The sequence below is a fragment of the Klebsiella sp. JB_Kp031 genome, from assembly GCF_040064295.1.
Taxonomy (GTDB): domain Bacteria; phylum Pseudomonadota; class Gammaproteobacteria; order Enterobacterales; family Enterobacteriaceae; genus Klebsiella; species Klebsiella quasipneumoniae.
In genome coordinates this window covers 72,220-88,828 of record NZ_JBEAJW010000020.1, presented here as the reverse complement: position 1 = coordinate 88,828, position 16,609 = coordinate 72,220, and the positions used below count along the sequence as shown (strand labels likewise).

The window sequence follows — 16,609 nt, the reverse complement described above, 5'->3', positions numbered from 1 at the left end:
GCTTTTTCCCGACATCAGGTTGAAAGAAAACTGTCATATTGCTTTGACATAGTTGGACATTCAATGGCAATGCTCGCCATAATGAAACAAGCGACATCAATGATCCGGAGTGTGAGTTGTAATGGGCCAGGAAAAGCTATACATCGAAAAAGAACTCAGCTGGTTATCTTTTAACGAACGCGTGCTGCAGGAAGCGGCGGACAAAAGTAACCCGCTGATTGAGCGCATGCGCTTCTTAGGGATCTACTCCAACAACCTTGATGAGTTTTACAAAGTGCGCTTCGCTGAGCTTAAGCGCCGGATTATTATCAGTGAAGAACAAGGCAGTACCGCCCATTCTCGCCACCTGTTAGGCAAAATCCAGGCCCGCGTTCTGAAGGCCGATCAGGAATTCGATAGTCTGTATAACGAACTGCTGCTGGAGATGGCGCGCAACCAGATCTTCCTGATCAACGAGCGCCAGCTGTCCGTCAATCAGCAGGCCTGGCTGCGCAACTACTTTAAACAGTATTTGCGGCAGCATATCTCGCCGATCCTGATTAACCGCGAAACGGACCTCGTGCAGTTCCTGAAAGATGATTACACCTATCTGGCGGTGGAGATTATCCGCGGGGAGAACATCAACTATGCCCTGCTGGAAATTCCGTCGGATAAGGTCCCGCGCTTCGTAAACCTGCCGCCGGAAGCGCCTCGCCGCCGTAAACCAATGATCCTGCTGGATAACATTCTGCGCTATTGCCTGGACGACATCTTTAAAGGCTTCTTTGATTACGATGCGCTGAACGCCTACTCGATGAAAATGACCCGTGACGCCGAGTACGATCTGGTGCATGAGATGGAGTCGAGCCTGATGGAGCTGATGTCCTCCAGCCTGAAACAGCGCCTGACCGCCGAGCCGGTTCGCTTCGTCTACCAGCGCGATATGCCGGACGCGATGGTCGAAATGCTGCGCGATAAGCTCTCCATCTCCAACTATGACTCAATGCTGCCGGGCGGCCGCTATCACAACTTCAAAGACTTTATCGGCTTCCCGAACGTGGGTAAGGCCAATCTGGTCAATAAACCTATGCCGCGCCTGCGTCATCTGTGGTTTGATAAATTCCGCAACGGCTTCGACGCCATTCGCGAACGCGATGTGCTGCTCTACTACCCCTATCATACTTTTGAGCATGTGCTGGAGCTGCTGCGTCAGGCCTCGTTCGACCCCAGCGTACTGGCGATCAAAATCAACATCTACCGCGTGGCCAAGGATTCGCGCATCATCGACGCGATGATCCACGCCGCCCACAACGGTAAAAAAGTCACCGTAGTGGTGGAGCTGCAGGCGCGTTTTGACGAAGAGGCCAACATTCACTGGGCGAAACGCCTGACGGAAGCGGGCGTCCACGTTATCTTCTCCGCGCCGGGCCTGAAAATCCACGCCAAGCTGTTCCTGATCTCGCGTAAAGAAGGCGATGAGGTCGTGCGCTACGCCCACATCGGCACCGGTAACTTCAACGAGAAGACCGCGCGGATCTATACCGACTATTCGCTGTTAACCGCCGATGCGCGCATTACCAATGAAGTTCGCCGGGTGTTTAACTTTATTGAAAACCCCTACCGCCCGGTCAGCTTCGATTACCTGCTGGTGTCGCCGCAGAACTCGCGTCGTCTGCTGTATGAGATGATCGACCGCGAGATCGCCAATGCGCAGAACGGGCAACCGTCCGGTATTACCCTGAAGCTGAACAACCTGGTGGATAAAGGACTGGTAGACAGACTGTATGCCGCCTCCAGCTCCGGCGTGCCGGTCAACCTGTTAATCCGCGGCATGTGCTCGCTGATCCCCGGTCTGGAAGGCATCAGCGAAAATATTCGCGTCATCAGCATTGTGGACCGCTTCCTCGAGCATGACCGGGTCTATTGTTTTGAAAACGGTGGCGATAAGCAGGTCTGGCTCTCCTCTGCCGACTGGATGACGCGTAATATCGATTATCGCATCGAAGTTGCCGCCCCGCTGCTCGACCCGCGCCTGAAACAGCGGGTGCTGGATATTTTTGATATCTTGTTCAACGATACGGTAAAAGCGCGCTATCTTGATAAAGAACTGAGTAATCGCTATGTGCCGCGCGGCAATCGCCGTAAAGTGCGCGCTCAGATGGCGATTTACGATTATCTCAAATCACTCGAACAACCCGACTAACCTATGCCAATAAACGAAAAAACCCCTCGGCCGCAGGAGTTCGCTGCGGTTGACCTTGGTTCGAACAGTTTTCATATGGTGATCGCCCGTGTCGTCGACGGCGCCATGCAGATCATCGGACGCCTGAAACAGCGCGTACATCTGGCCGATGGCCTCGATGAAAACTCGGTGTTGAGCGAAGAAGCCATGACCCGCGGGCTGAACTGCCTGTCGCTGTTTGCCGAACGCCTGCAGGGGTTCTCCCCTTCCAGCGTCTGCATCGTCGGGACGCATACGCTGCGCCAGGCGACCAATGCGGCAGAGTTTCTTAAACGCGCGGAAAAAGTGATCCCCTACCCGATCGAGATCATCTCCGGTAATGAAGAAGCGCGCCTGATTTTTATGGGCGTGGAGCACACGCAGCCGGAGCGCGGCCGTAAGCTGGTGATTGATATCGGCGGCGGTTCGACCGAGCTGGTCATCGGTGAAGATTTTGAGCCCCGGCTGGTGGAAAGCCGTCGCATGGGCTGCGTGAGTTTCTCCCAGGCCTACTTCCCCGGCGGGACCATCAATAAAGAAAATTTCCAGCGCGCTCGCCTGGCGGCGGTGCAAAAACTGGAAACCCTGGCCTGGCAGTTCCGTATTCAGGGCTGGACCGTGGCGCTGGGCGCCTCCGGTACCATTAAGGCCGCCCAGGAAGTGCTGGTGGCTATGGGCGAGAAGGACGGGTTTATTACGCCGGAGCGCCTCGAAATGCTGGTCAGTGAACTGCTGAAGCATAAAAACTTCGACGCGCTCAGCCTGCCCGGCCTCTCGGAAGATCGTAAAGCGGTCTTTGCCCCGGGGCTGGCCATTCTGTGCGGCGTATTTGACGCGCTAGCCATTAAAGAGCTTCGTCTGTCTGATGGCGCGCTGCGTGAAGGCGTGCTGTACGAAATGGAAGGCCGCTTCCGCCACCAGGATATTCGTAGCCGTACGGCGCAGAGTCTGGCGAATCAGTACAACATCGATCGCGAACAGGCGCGCCGGGTGCTGGAAACCACCACCCTTATGCTGGAGCAGTGGCAGGAGCAGAATCCCAAGCTGGCCAATCCGCACCTGGCGGCGCTGTTGAAGTGGGCGGTGATGCTCCATGAGGTGGGCCTGAATATTAACCACAGCGGCATGCACCGCCACTCGGCCTATATTCTGCAGAACAGCGACCTGCCGGGCTTCAACCAGGAGCAGCAGATGCTGATGGCCACCCTGGTGCGCTATCATCGCAAAGCGATAAAACTCGACGATCTGCCGCGCTTTACGCTGTTCAGGAAAAAGCAGTTTCTGCCGCTGATCCAGCTGCTGCGCCTCGGCGTGCTGCTGAACAACCAGCGTCAGGCCACCACCACGCCGCCGACGCTACGACTGCAGACGGAAGCTCACCACTGGACGCTGACCTTCCCGCACAACTGGTTTAGCCAGAATGCGCTGGTGCTGCTGGATCTGGAAAAAGAGCAGCAGTACTGGGAAGGTGTGCCGGAGTGGCTGCTGAAAATTGCGGAAGAAGAGCCAGACGCCTGATCGCCTCTATGGATATCATGCGAGCCGGGCCATCGCGCCCGGCTTTTTTACGGCTTCAGGCGCTCATCCCCTCCGCCAGCTGCGTCAGAGGCACCGGGACGCCAATATCATAGCCCTGCATATAATCGATCCCCAGCGCGATGACCGCCTGGCGTATCTCCGGCGATTCAACATATTCGGCCACCACCTGCATGTTCTTCATCCGCGCCAGACGACAGATTGAATCCACCACCTGGTAATCAAGACTGCTGGCGAGCAGATTGCGAATAAAGCTGCCGTCTATTTTAAGAATATCGACGTTCATCGTTTTTAACCGCGCATAGCTGGCGTAGCCGGTACCAAAATCATCGATAGCTACCCGGCAGCCCAGTGCCCGCAGGTGCTCTAATGTCTGGCAAACTAGCTCGGGGTTGCTGAGCGCATAGTTTTCGGTCAGCTCGAAAATAATCTGCCATGGCTCAATGTTGTAGGCCTGCAGCAGGTTTTCGACCTCCTCGGGAAACTGACTGCGGCTCAACGAGACCGGAGAGAGGTTGATCGCCAGCCGCAGACCGGGCAGCGCCCGCCGGTTGGCATCCATAAAGGCCAGGGTATGCTCAATGACCCACTGATCCACGCGCGTGGACAGCCCAAACTCGTGCGCCACCGGCAGGAACTCGTTGGGCCCCGTCAGTTCGCCCGACTCGCCTTTCATCCTCAACAACACTTCATGGTAATTGTCGCCGCGAATGCCCTGGATAGGCTGCGCCATCAGGACAAAATAGTCTTGCTCCAGCGCCTTGAGGATGCGGTTCATCATCGCCACTTTGTCTTTCAGATCCTGCTGGACATGCCCGGCGCCGCGGCGCTGCAAATTCTCCGGATGGCCGCTGGCCAGCGACATGTCGGCAATCGTGTTCAGCTCGCCAAGCAGCAAATACAGATGCTTCACCGGCGAGCGGACGTTGCAATAGCTCATGCCGATCCGCGGCTGCAGGGGGACCCCGTCCCAGTGAAAACGGAACTGTCGCAAGGAGCGCTCAATTAAGTGAATGCGCGCCTGGTGCCCTTCGCTGTTGAGACGAAACACTAAATCGTGACCGGCAAGATGATATACCGCTTCGTTCGGCTCCAGCAGCGCACGCAGGTGATTCGCCAGCATTTGCTTATACTGAATACGCAACAGCACCCCGTAGTGGCGGCCCAGCAGTTCAAGCTCAGGAATACGCAAAAAACAGAGCGTCGACCAGCTCGCGCCGTTCAGCGCCCGGCTCAGCGCCCGCAGATTCGGCATATGTACTACCGGGTCGAGGAAGGCCATCTGTCGGATCCGGGCGTAGATCAGCCGCTGCTGTGTTGCCAGCATCGCCGTATAGGCGACAATAAACGAGAACACCAGGTAGCTTGACGAGGTGATCGCCAGCTGAGTGTTATAACTTGGATAAATAGGTAAATAACGGTAATGAAAATGGATCACGGCGATCAGTACCGGCGTCCATATCAGCGAGATAAAGCGATAGCCAAAACGCATCGCCCCCCACAGCATCACCGGCATCAATAAGGATAATGTATAATTTGTACTAAATATGGTGCTGGTATCATTAAGCGGCATCAATAATAGCCCCAGCAATAGGGTTAATATCGCCGCCCAACTGATGATTTCAATTTTCTTTATTTTTGGATCAATTTGTAAGCGAACCTGAGAAATATACCCGCGCAAATAAAAAGGGTTACGAATTACCCGCAGCAGTAAATAACATAACGGTACGCCGGTCAGGCACCCCACCATCAGCGCCTGAAAGGTGATTAACGACCGTAAACTAAACGGCGAGACGCCGGTCATATCCGTTGTGCGCGGATGTAGCCCCAGATACTCGGCGATCTGCGACAAAATCAGAAAAATGACCGAAGGGAGCAGCATTTGCCAGAACAGACGATGCGGCATCAGCCTGACGTTACCGTGCGATACCTGCTGCCGTTGGGGAACAAAGATGCGATATCCGCCCCAGCAGAGCACGCAGGGGATCAGAAAATGGAACAGTACGCCAACGGCCTGCTCCGGCGTCATGCCCCGGGCCAGCGTTAGCAGCAGACCAACGATAATACCGGGGATCGCCGCCCAGCCGAAAAACATCATCAGGCTGAGCACCAGCGCCAGGGGAAGATAATAAAGATAAACCATGTGCCCATTCAGCATGGTATATGTATTCATCCCTCTGGCAAGGGGTAATAATAACACAGGCAGGAGAAGCGGTAAGGCCCACCATTTGTCGCGATATTGTTGATAGTATTTTAATAAATTCATAGGTGCTCTACAGAGAGCCTCTGCTCCTGCGAGGCATATTCAGGCAGGCATCCAACCACCCCATGCTGACCGCATAAGTAATAACGATACGGTAACGTCCGCTGATTTTAGTGGTGAAGAGAATGAGGCTGTTGATGTAAATCAACAAATGCTGACACCAACATTAATAAAACTTATTTTTTCAGCTTTTCGTGGCTAATAAAGAGAGCATGTAAATACGAGGATTATCTTATATAACATTAATTAATGTTTTCACTGCCGCACTTTTACATCTGCATCAATTGACCCCACCTCGTTCCTGTGCCTTAATACCCCCATCGCCCATCTTCGGGTATACTTCAAGGAACCTTTTGTGAGTCAGGCACCCAGTATGCGTAAACGACATCGATTTAACCGTCGCATGACCCGTATCGTACTGCTTATCAGCTTTCTCTTCTTCTTTGGACGCTTTGTCTACTCCTCCATCGGCGCCTGGTATCATCACCAGGATAAAAAAGCGTCGCAGGAGTCAACGCTCACCGTCGAGCCCTCCGCCCGCGAGTAACCCGTTGATCCTGATGCCGGATACGCCACTATCCGCAGGTAGAGACGCCCGTTTCCGAGGCACTATCCCTGACGAGGCATGTTTTGCCGCTGACGATTTATAAGCGCACGGCCTGCAGCAGACGCAGCATTTCCGCCATTCCTTTGGTAATCACTTTATCCTGACGCATGACAACCGCCAGCTGACGGTACAGCGACGGGGCCAGAGAATGTACCGTTAAGCCATAGCGATCCTCCGCCTGCTCTACCGCCATGCGGGGCACAATACTGTAGCCCAGCCCGGCCCGCACCATGCGTTTGATCGCCTCGATGCTCCCCAGCTGCATCACCGGCGTGACCGCCAGGCCCGCCGAACGGAACCAGCGGTCAATCAGATCCCGCGTGCCGCTGCCCGCCTCGAAGGCAATGAGCGGCAGCGCCTGCAGCTCCTCAGGGGTACACACCGCCGGGATCCCCGCCTCGTGGCTGGGATGGATGACCACGAACTCCTCGTCCACCACGGCGGTCACCGCCAGACTGCGTCCCTGAACGGGCAGCGTGACCAGCCCAAGATCGAGCCGGTTTTCCTCCACCGCCCGGACGACATCCAGCGTGTTGCCGGTGGTCACCCCCACCGTCAGCAGTGGGTGCTGCTGACGAAGATGCTGCAGCAGCGGCGGAAGAAGATGAATGCAGGCCGTCGCGCCGGTCCCCAGAGTCAGTGAGCCATTAACTTCCTGACTAAATGCACTGACCGACTGCACCGCGCTATTCACCGCCCGATCGATCTGCTCGCTGTGGGCCAGCAGCGCCATTCCCGCCGCCGTCGCCTTGATCCCGCGCCCGGTGCGCTCCAGCAGTCGGGTCTGTAAAAATTGCTCCAGCTGACGCACCTGCAGGCTGACGGCAGGCTGGGAGATCCCCAGCGCGTCGGCGGCGGCTGAGAAGCTGCCGCGCTGTACGACCAGCCGGAAGGTCGCCAGGTTTCCCAGGTTCAGTGTTGTCATGCAAAGTTTCTCTTATACCGCGCATAAGGTGGCCGCTCTGCCAGAACAATAGCCTGCCGGGTATGCTCAGGACAACTCTCTTAACGGAATGAAAAACCATGGGAACACCGGCTATTCCCCGACGCCTAGCCTTCACCGCGGGCGCTCAGCAACTGATCAACTGGGGTATCTCTTTTTATATGCCCGGCACCTTTGCCGGAGCTATCACCGCCGACAAGGGATGGAGCTCGCCGCAGATCTATCTTGGCCTGACGCTTGCGATGCTGATCATGGCGGCGGTCTCCCCGCTGGTCGCTAGGCTGCTGGCTCGCTTTGGCGGACGACTGGTGGTCACCAGCGGAACCTTACTGATAGCCGCCAGTTGCGCGATGATGGCCTGGAGCCCTTCGCTGGTCGGCTGGTACGGCGCCTGGCTGCTGACCGGCGTCGGCATGCGGCTGTCGTTGTATGATGCCCTGTTCGCCGCGGTAGTGAACCTTTACGGCCAGCAGGCGCGGAAAACCATCTCTCAAATCACCCTCGCCGGCGGTCTGGCCTCTGCCCTCTTCTGGCCGCTGGGGGAGGCTTTACTCACCGTGATGTCCTGGCAGGATGCCCTGCGGGTCTATGCGCTGTTTGGCCTGCTGAGCGCATGGCTGAGTTATCAGCTGCCTCGTCAGCGGCTCGGCTCATCGACGAAAGCGAAAGCCCCAACAGCGGATGGCGATCGGCGTAACGGCATACGTTATGCGCTCTTTATTGCGCTGATCACCTTCATCTCCACCGGCACCTCCACCCATCTGCCGGAGTTTATCAGCCACTTTGGCCTGCCGGTTGCCATCGGAATGCTGTGGGGATTTGGCCAGACCGGCGCCCGGCTGGGGGAAGTGCTGGCCGGTCGACGCATCACCCCGCTCGCGCTGACGCGTTTTACCGCGCTCGCCATGCCGCTCTGTTTTCTCCTTGGTGTCAGCAGCACGGCGTATGCCGGGTGCGCAGCCGGGTTTGTGCTCGGCTATGGCGCGATAAATGGGCTGGTGACGATTGTGAAAGCGACGCTGCCGCTGGCGCTGTTTAGCGCAGAAAGCTACGCCAGCCGCACGGGTCTCCTGCTGATCCCCGGGCAACTGATGGCGGCGGCCGCCCCCTTTACCTATGCATGGCTGAACCATCGGCTGGGTATCGTGGGTGGAATGTGGATTTCCACCGGGTTAACGCTGATCGTTGCCGGACTGGCGCTGGCGATGGCGCGCTCGGTGGGTAAAACAGAGCCGGGCAAGCGTCCAGCCCTCTGCCCGGGGGCAAAACATAGGCCGGCTGAACATCTGCCGGAACCATAAACGGGTACATTCACCGGGGACACAGGAAACCACCCAGTGATGGATAGCGGTGAGGGATGACGGGATTGAGGCTGGGCATAAATTAAAAAACCCTCTGTAACAACAGAGGGTTTCGTTTTATTCAACTAACGCCGGGGATTATTCCCACTCAATCGTTGCTGGCGGCTTACCGCTGATGTCATACACCACGCGGGAGATACCGTTCACTTCATTGATAATGCGGTTAGAGACGCGGCCGAGGAAATCATACGGCAGGTGCGCCCAGTGCGCGGTCATGAAGTCGATGGTTTCCACCGCACGCAGGGAAACCACCCAGTCGTATTTACGGCCATCGCCCATCACGCCGACGGAGCGAACCGGCAGGAATACAGTGAACGCCTGGCTCACTTTGTTGTACAGGTCAGCTTTGTGCAGCTCTTCGATGAAGATAGCGTCCGCGCGACGCAGCAGGTCGCAGTACTCTTTCTTCACTTCGCCCAGCACGCGCACGCCGAGGCCCGGGCCCGGGAACGGATGACGGTAGAGCATATCGTACGGCAGACCCAGCTCCAGACCGATCTTGCGCACTTCGTCTTTGAACAGCTCACGCAGCGGCTCAACCAGCCCCATCTTCATCTCTTTCGGCAGGCCGCCCACGTTGTGGTGAGATTTGATGACGTGCGCTTTACCGGTGGCGGAAGCGGCAGATTCGATAACGTCAGGATAGATGGTGCCCTGCGCCAGCCATTTGACGTCGTCCAGCTTCAGCGCTTCTTCGTCGAACACTTCCACGAAGACGCGACCGATGATCTTACGTTTCGCTTCCGGATCGCTTTCACCTGCCAGCGCGTCGAGGAAGCGCTGCTCGCCTTCCACGTGAACGATGTTCAGGCCAAAGTGGTCGCCAAACATCTCCATCACCTGCTGGGCTTCGTTCAGACGCAGGAGACCGTTATCCACGAATACGCAGGTCAGGTTTTTGCCGATGGCGCGGTGCAGCAGCATCGCGGTCACCGAAGAGTCCACGCCGCCGGAGAGGCCGAGGATTACTTTGTCATCGCCAACCTGCTGGCGAATACGCTCAACGGCGTCGTCGATGATTTTCGCCGGGGTCCACAGCGCTTCGCACTGGCAGATGTCGCGCACGAAGCGCTCCAGCATACGCATACCCTGACGGGTGTGGGTCACTTCCGGGTGGAACTGCACGCCGTAGAAGCGTTTTTCTTCGTTGGCCATAATGGCGAACGGGCAGTTGTCGGTGCTGGCGACGGTGACGAAGTCAGACGGGATGGCGGTGACTTTGTCGCCGTGGCTCATCCACACGTCCAGCAATGGTTTGCCGTCCGCGGTCAGGGAGTCTTCGATACCGCGCACCAGCGCGCTGTCGTTAACCACTTCAACCTGCGCGTAGCCAAACTCACGCTCGTTAGAGCCTTCTACATGGCCGCCCAACTGCATCGCCATGGTCTGCATACCGTAGCAGACGCCAAATACCGGCACGCCGGCTTCGAACACATACTGCGGCGCGCGCGGGCTGTTCTCTTCGGTGGTGCTTTCCGGGCCGCCGGAAAGAATGATGCCGCTTGGATTAAATTCGCGGATCTGTGCTTCCGTGACATCCCATGCCCACAGCTCACAGTAGACGCCCAGTTCACGCACGCGACGCGCCACCAGCTGAGTATACTGTGACCCGAAGTCGAGAATGAGAATGCGATGTTTATGAATGTTTTCCGTCATTGACGCTAATTCCGAGGCAAGTGAAACAGAGTAAATAAATCGCCCGACGCAAGGTCGGGCGAAGAAATCAGGAGCCCAGGCGGTAGTTCGGGGACTCTTTGGTGATGGTCACGTCGTGAACGTGGCTTTCCTGGATGCCCGCACCGCTGATGCGTACGAATTCAGCTTTGGTACGCAGCAGGTCAATGGTACCACAGCCGGTCAGCCCCATACAGGAGCGCAGGCCGCCCATCTGCTGGTGAATGATCTCTTTCAGGCGGCCTTTATAGGCCACGCGGCCTTCGATACCTTCCGGCACCAGTTTGTCAGCGGCGTTATCGCTCTGGAAGTAGCGGTCAGAGGAGCCTTTCGACATCGCGCCGAGGGAACCCATCCCGCGATAGGATTTGTAAGAGCGCCCCTGATAGAGTTCGATTTCGCCCGGGGATTCTTCGGTACCGGCCAGCATGGAGCCGACCATCACTGCCGCCGCACCGGCCGCGATCGCTTTGGCGATGTCGCCGGAGAAACGGATACCGCCGTCGGCGATAACCGGAATTCCGGTGCCTTCCAGCGCTTCCACCGCGTCGGAAACGGCGGTGATCTGCGGCACGCCTACGCCGGTCACGATACGGGTAGTACAGATGGAGCCCGGGCCGATGCCTACTTTCACCGCACTGCAGCCGGCTTCCGCCAGCGCGCGCGCGCCTGCGCCAGTGGCGACGTTGCCGCCGATGATCTGCAGGTCTGGGTATTTCGCACGTGTTTCACGAATACGTTGCAGAACGCCTTCGGAGTGGCCGTGAGAGGAGTCAATCAGCAGGACGTCAACGCCCGCTGCCACCAGCGCGTCAACGCGCTCTTCGTTGCCCGCGCCGGCGCCAACCGCAGCGCCTACGCGCAGACGGCCCTGCTCATCTTTACAGGCGTTCGGTTTACGTTCCGCTTTCTGGAAGTCTTTTACGGTGATCATCCCGCGCAGGTGGAAGCTCTCATCCACAACCAGCGCTTTCTCAACGCGTTTTTCGTGCATCTTAGCGAAGACCACTTCACGGCTTTCGCCTTCACGCACGGTGACCAGACGCTCTTTCGGGGTCATATAGACGCTGACCGGCTGGTTCAGATCGGTAACGAAACGCACGTCGCGGCCGGTGATGATGCCGACCAGCTCGTTCTCTTCGGTAACCACCGGGTAGCCGGCGAAGCCGTTACGCTCGGTCAGCTCTTTCACTTCACGCAGGGTGGTGGTCGGCAGAACGGTCTGCGGGTCGGTGACCACGCCGGACTCATGTTTCTTCACGCGGCGAACTTCTTCCGCCTGGCGCTCGATGGACATGTTTTTGTGAATAAAGCCGATGCCGCCTTCCTGTGCCAGGGCAATAGCCAGACGCGCTTCCGTTACGGTATCCATGGCTGCGGAGAGCATAGGAATATTCAGACGAATGGTTTTCGTCAGCTGAGTGCTGAGATCGGCTGTATTCGGCAGAACGGTAGAATGAGCGGGAACGAGGAGGACGTCGTCAAACGTCAGGGCTTCTTTAGCGATACGTAGCATGGGCAATATCTCGACCAGGGTGGATAAATATTGCCGTGGCATTATACAGAGCGTAACCGATTGCATCTACCCTTTTTTGCAAATAATACTTGCCATCCCCTCTGAGCGCGTTACTATCGACTGAATAACCTGCTGATTTAAAGTTTGATCTTGCTCACATGTTACCCTCTCAATCCCCCGCAATTTTTACCGTAAGCCGCCTCAATCAGACGGTGCGTCTGCTGCTTGAGCGCGAAATGGGCCAGGTTTGGATCAGCGGCGAGATCTCTAACTTCAGCCAGCCTTCTTCCGGCCACTGGTACTTCACCTTAAAAGACGATAACGCCCAGGTGCGCTGCGCGATGTTCCGCAACAGCAACCGCCGGGTCACGTTCCGCCCGCAGCACGGGCAGCAGGTGCTGGTTCGCGCCAACATCACCCTGTATGAGCCGCGCGGCGACTACCAGATTATCGTTGAAAGCATGCAGCCCGCCGGCGAAGGGTTGCTGCAGCAGAAGTATGAGCAGCTGAAAACGCAGTTAACGGCGGAAGGGCTGTTCGATCAAAAACATAAGCAGGCGCTCCCCTCCCCCGCCCGCTGCGTCGGGGTCATCACCTCGAAAACCGGTGCCGCGTTGCACGATATTCTTCATGTCCTCAGGCGCCGCGACCCCGGGCTGCCGGTGATCGTCTACCCGACCGCGGTTCAGGGTGACGATGCTCCCGGGCAGATTGTGCGCGCCATCGCGCTGGCGAACGCGCGCCGGGAGTGTGACGTGCTGATTGTCGGACGCGGCGGCGGTTCGCTGGAGGATCTGTGGAGTTTTAACGATGAGCGGGTGGCGCGAGCTATCTTCGCCAGCCAGATCCCTATCGTCAGCGCCGTTGGCCATGAAACCGACGTCACTATCGCTGATTTTGTTGCCGACCTGCGCGCGCCGACCCCTTCTGCCGCCGCAGAGATCGTCAGCCGCAATCAGCAGGAGCTGCTGCGCCAGCTGCAGGCCGGGCAGCAGCGGCTGGAGATGGCGATGGACTATTTCCTCGCCAGTCGCCAGCGCCGTTTTACCCAGTTGTTCCATCGTCTGCAGCAGCAGCACCCGCAGCTGCGGCTGGCCCGCCAGCAGACCGCTCTGGAACGCCTGCGCCAGCGGATGCGCATCGCCGTGGAATCGCAGTTGAAACGCGCCGATCAGCGGCAAAAGCGTACTGTTCAGCGCCTGAATCACTACAACCCGCAGCCGCGCATCCACCGGGCGCAATCGCGCCTCCAGCAGCTGGAATACCGGCTGGCGGAAACGATGCGTGGCCGCCTCAGCGAGCGGCGGGAACGGTTTGGTCACGCGGTGACCCATCTGGAGGCGGTGAGTCCCTTAGCCACCCTCGCGCGCGGCTATAGCGTCACTTCGGTGAGCGACGGCACGGTACTAAAGCAGACAAAACAGGTCAAAACCGGCGATCTGCTCACCACCCGCCTGAAAGACGGCTGGGTCGAAAGCGAAGTGAGGCAGATTGCGCCGGTGAAAAAAACGCGGGCCAGAAAGCCATCGCCGCCTAAACCAGCGGAATAAATTCCACCCGTTTTTTCGAGATCAGGCCGTGCCCGTGCTGGCAAAAGTAATCCACCGCGCCGCACGCTTTCAGCACCTCCAGCGGCTGGTGGCATTCCGGGCAGCGCGCTTCAAGGGCAAATACCCTTTCGCACTGAGCGCAATGCGCGCTGCTGCCTTTGACATCTAACGGCGCGTGGCACAGAGGGCAATCAAGTTCCATAACCATTCCTTTCAACGTTTATCTGCATCTATTTTACCATGTTCCGGGTTTAATGAGGGCCGCGTAATTGCTGCTGCAACCTGAGCAGCCACTCCACTTCCTCAAGCCGACGCCACGTCAGCCCGGCCACGCTTTCGGGCGCCCGGGTAAACACATTCTCCGCGCCAAGGATCTGCTCATCGAGACAGTGCGCATAGATCGCTCCGGGCCGGGTCCAGCGCTGGATCCGCTCACCGTCCTGTAGCGTCGCCACCTCGCCATCAGGGGCGCGATCGAGGGCGAGCATTCGCCCATCCCGCAGCCCTATCCGCATTCCCTTTTGCCCGCCCGCGGGGCCAGCATATTTGTTAAGCCAGATATTCAGCGGGATATCGCCCAGGCGTCCCTGCAGATGCGCCTCTCCCTCGGCGGTGACCATATCCCCATGAGCAATGTCCCGGCCGAGACGGTCTTTCACCGCCCGGACGGCGAGGTCCAGCGTCACATCGCCACCGCAGCCGAGCAGGGTTTCACGCAGCATCGCCAGGACATGGGTACCGATATCGAGGATCACGCCGTCGGGATGACGCAGCTGCCGGGTATCCAGCTCGCCGGTGGCAAAGTTGAGCGCGACCGGTTCTCCGGCAGCGTTAAAGCCGCTTGGCTCCAGCAAATAGCCTTCGATCCAGACGATATCCTGCGCTGAAAGGTGCGGCGGCGGCAGGCCGCTGGCCTCCTCTTCCGCCTGCCACGGCGGAGCAAGAGCGTTCAGCGCTAACCCACGCGCCATCCAGTGGTCGAGGGCCAGCACGCGACCGGCCTCCCTGGCCGGCGCCAGCAGCGCCCGCAGCCGGGCGGCCTGCTCAAGGTTGGCCACAATCGGTTTCTCCACCACGATGCGGGGAATGGCGCTGGCTAACGCCCTCTCCAGCACGGGCAGGTGCTGGAGAGATGAGGTGGTAATGAAGAGCGTATCCAGGGGTTCGGCCAGCAGCGCCGACAGCGAATTGCGGCGCTGGATCCCCGGCAGCGCTCTGCTGCAGTCCAGGTCATAGCCCTGGCAGCTATCAATACGGTATCCCAGGCGGCGCAGCGCCGGTAAACAGGCAGTTTCTACCACCGCGCCAAGGCCGATAAAGCCAATCTGCATAATAAGTCCACTTTTGAGCCGGTCTGTTCCCGGCGAAGTATCGCGGGATTATGGCGGAAAGTTTTGACTTTTACCGGCGCGGCGGCCACAAAAAACCCGCCGAAGCGGGTTTAATGATTATTTGCTTTTCTTGATGTGCTTGATCAGGCGCTTACGTTTACGCATCTGGTTCGGCGTCAGGGTGTTGCGCTTGTTGGCGAACGGGTTTTCCCCTTCCTTGAACTGGATACGGATTGGCGTGCCCATCACGTCCAGGGATTTACGGAAATAGTTCATCAGGTAGCGCTTGTAGGAATCCGGCAGATCCTTCACCTGGTTACCGTGGATCACCACGATAGGTGGGTTGTAGCCCCCGGCGTGAGCATATTTCAGCTTCACGCGTCGGCCGCGAACCAGCGGTGGCTGATGATCTTCCGCCGCCATGTTCATGATCCGGGTCAGCATCGCGGTGCTTACGCGGCGGGTAGCGCTATCGTAGGCTTCACGTACCGATTCAAACAGGTTGCCGACGCCGCTGCCGTGCAGGGCGGAGATGAAGTGCACCCGGGCAAAGTCGATAAAGCCCAGACGATAGTCGAGGGTCTCTTTCACCTGCTCCTTCACTTCCTGGCTCAGACCGTCCCATTTGTTGACGACGATCACCAGGGAGCGACCGCTGTTGAGGATAAAGCCCAGCAGCGACAGATCCTGATCGGAGATGCCTTCACGGGCATCAATCACCAGCAGCACGACGTTGGCGTCTTCAATCGCCTGCAGGGTCTTGATGACCGAGAATTTCTCCACCACGTCAGTAATTTTGCCGCGCTTGCGCACCCCGGCGGTATCGATGAGCACGTATTCGCGCTCGTCACGCTGCATCGGGATGTAAATGCTGTCGCGGGTAGTGCCCGGCATATCGTAAACTACCACGCGATCTTCGCCGAGGATGCGGTTGGTGAGCGTCGATTTACCGACGTTGGGACGTCCGACAATCGCCAGTTTGATCGGCAGATCCTGCGGATTGAAGTCGTCTTCCGGCTCTTCTTCCGCTACACCGTTCTGCTCAGCTTCGAATTTTGCCCAGTATTCGGCGTCTTCATCCACCTCTTCCTGCGGATTAACCTCATCTACCCATGGCAGCAGGGCCTGCTCCAGCAGGCTGGTCACACCGCGGCCGTGCGAAGCGGCAATAGGATAGATATCGCCCAGGCCAAGCGACCAGAAGTCCGCCATCGCCTGGTCGACGTCGATGCCGTCGGTTTTGTTAGCCACCAGGAAGGTGGGCTTTTCACGAGAGCGCAGGTGTTTAGCGATCGCGATGTCCGCCGGCATCAGGCCCGCGCGCGCATCGACCATAAACAGCACCACATCGGCCTCTTCGATTGCCAGCAGCGACTGCTCCGCCATCCGGGTTTCCACGCCCTCTTCCGTACCATCAATACCACCGGTATCGATACAGATGAATTCGCGGCCTTCGACTTCGGCCCGACCGTACTTACGGTCACGAGTCAGCCCCGGGAAATCCGCAACCAGCGCATCACGAGTGCGCGTCAGGCGGTTAAAGAGCGTGGATTTTCCAACGTTAGGGCGCCCGACAAGCGCGACCACAGGTATCATGTTAAATGCCTCATACAATCACTAAGCAACAT

At 57.9% G+C, this 16,609-nt stretch carries 11 protein-coding genes and 1 pseudogene; 5 read left to right on the top strand and 7 right to left on the bottom strand.

What is annotated here, in order from left to right; genetic code table 11:
* The first annotated feature begins 121 nt into the window (after positions 1 to 121).
* Both ppk1 and ppx read left to right on the top strand, forming a co-directional pair.
* Positions 122 to 2,182 carry a polyphosphate kinase 1 gene (gene ppk1, locus ABLV64_RS06140; protein ID WP_002913838.1) on the top strand — a complete coding sequence of 687 codons (2,061 nt, stop codon included), beginning with the start codon at positions 122 to 124 and terminating at the stop codon, positions 2,180 to 2,182.
* Positions 2,183 to 2,185: 3 nt separating this feature from the next.
* Positions 2,186 to 3,718, top strand: a complete 1,533-nt coding sequence (gene ppx, locus ABLV64_RS06135) for an exopolyphosphatase (RefSeq protein WP_004201914.1) — start codon at positions 2,186 to 2,188, stop codon at positions 3,716 to 3,718.
* 55 nt (positions 3,719 to 3,773) lie between these two features.
* Here ppx and ABLV64_RS06130 read toward each other — a convergent pair whose 3' ends face one another.
* On the bottom strand, positions 3,774 to 6,002 hold the full coding sequence (locus ABLV64_RS06130) for an EAL domain-containing protein (RefSeq protein WP_017900442.1): 2,229 nt from the start codon (positions 6,000 to 6,002) through the stop codon (positions 3,774 to 3,776).
* A gap of 370 nt (positions 6,003 to 6,372) precedes the next feature.
* Here ABLV64_RS06130 and ABLV64_RS06125 point away from each other — a divergent pair, with 370 nt between their 5' ends.
* Complete coding sequence (locus ABLV64_RS06125; RefSeq protein WP_017900441.1) at positions 6,373 to 6,546, top strand: YfgG family protein; 174 nt, start codon at positions 6,373 to 6,375, stop codon at positions 6,544 to 6,546.
* A gap of 97 nt (positions 6,547 to 6,643) precedes the next feature.
* On the opposite strand, the pseudogene ABLV64_RS06120 reads toward ABLV64_RS06125, so the two are convergent.
* Positions 6,644 to 7,556: pseudogene (locus ABLV64_RS06120) on the bottom strand (LysR family transcriptional regulator).
* A 73-nt stretch (positions 7,557 to 7,629) separates the two neighbouring features.
* On the opposite strand from ABLV64_RS06120, the gene ABLV64_RS06115 reads away from it, so the two are divergent.
* On the top strand, positions 7,630 to 8,850 hold the full coding sequence (locus ABLV64_RS06115) for an MFS transporter (RefSeq protein ID WP_130944532.1): 1,221 nt from the start codon (positions 7,630 to 7,632) through the stop codon (positions 8,848 to 8,850).
* 138 nt (positions 8,851 to 8,988) lie between these two features.
* Here the strand turns inward: ABLV64_RS06115 and guaA are convergent, their stop codons facing one another.
* Together guaA and guaB are read right to left on the bottom strand one after the other, a co-directional pair.
* Positions 8,989 to 10,566 (bottom strand): glutamine-hydrolyzing GMP synthase, encoded by a 1,578-nt coding sequence (gene guaA, locus ABLV64_RS06110; protein ID WP_004201905.1) that lies wholly within the window; start codon positions 10,564 to 10,566, stop codon positions 8,989 to 8,991.
* Positions 10,567 to 10,633: 67 nt separating this feature from the next.
* Positions 10,634 to 12,100 (bottom strand): IMP dehydrogenase, encoded by a 1,467-nt coding sequence (gene guaB, locus ABLV64_RS06105; protein WP_004151980.1) that lies wholly within the window; start codon positions 12,098 to 12,100, stop codon positions 10,634 to 10,636.
* A 158-nt stretch (positions 12,101 to 12,258) separates the two neighbouring features.
* On the opposite strand from guaB, the gene xseA reads away from it, so the two are divergent.
* A complete protein-coding gene (gene xseA, locus ABLV64_RS06100; protein WP_017900437.1) occupies positions 12,259 to 13,650 on the top strand; it encodes an exodeoxyribonuclease VII large subunit in 1,392 nt (463 codons plus the stop codon).
* Here the strand turns inward: xseA and ABLV64_RS06095 are convergent.
* The 3 genes from ABLV64_RS06095 to der all read right to left on the bottom strand — a co-directional run bounded on the left by ABLV64_RS06095 (position 13,634) and on the right by der (position 16,577).
* Positions 13,634 to 13,852, bottom strand: coding sequence for a zinc ribbon domain-containing protein (locus ABLV64_RS06095; protein WP_004201901.1), 219 nt, complete (start codon positions 13,850 to 13,852; stop codon positions 13,634 to 13,636). The two genes, xseA and ABLV64_RS06095, sit on opposite strands and share 17 nt — an antisense overlap.
* A 49-nt stretch (positions 13,853 to 13,901) precedes the next feature.
* Positions 13,902 to 14,981, bottom strand: a complete 1,080-nt coding sequence (locus tag ABLV64_RS06090; RefSeq protein ID WP_348843164.1) for a Gfo/Idh/MocA family oxidoreductase — start codon at positions 14,979 to 14,981, stop codon at positions 13,902 to 13,904.
* Positions 14,982 to 15,098: 117 nt separating this feature from the next.
* On the bottom strand, positions 15,099 to 16,577 hold the full coding sequence (der, locus tag ABLV64_RS06085) for a ribosome biogenesis GTPase Der (RefSeq protein WP_004201897.1): 1,479 nt from the start codon (positions 16,575 to 16,577) through the stop codon (positions 15,099 to 15,101).
* Between the last annotated feature and the right edge of the window lie 32 nt (positions 16,578 to 16,609).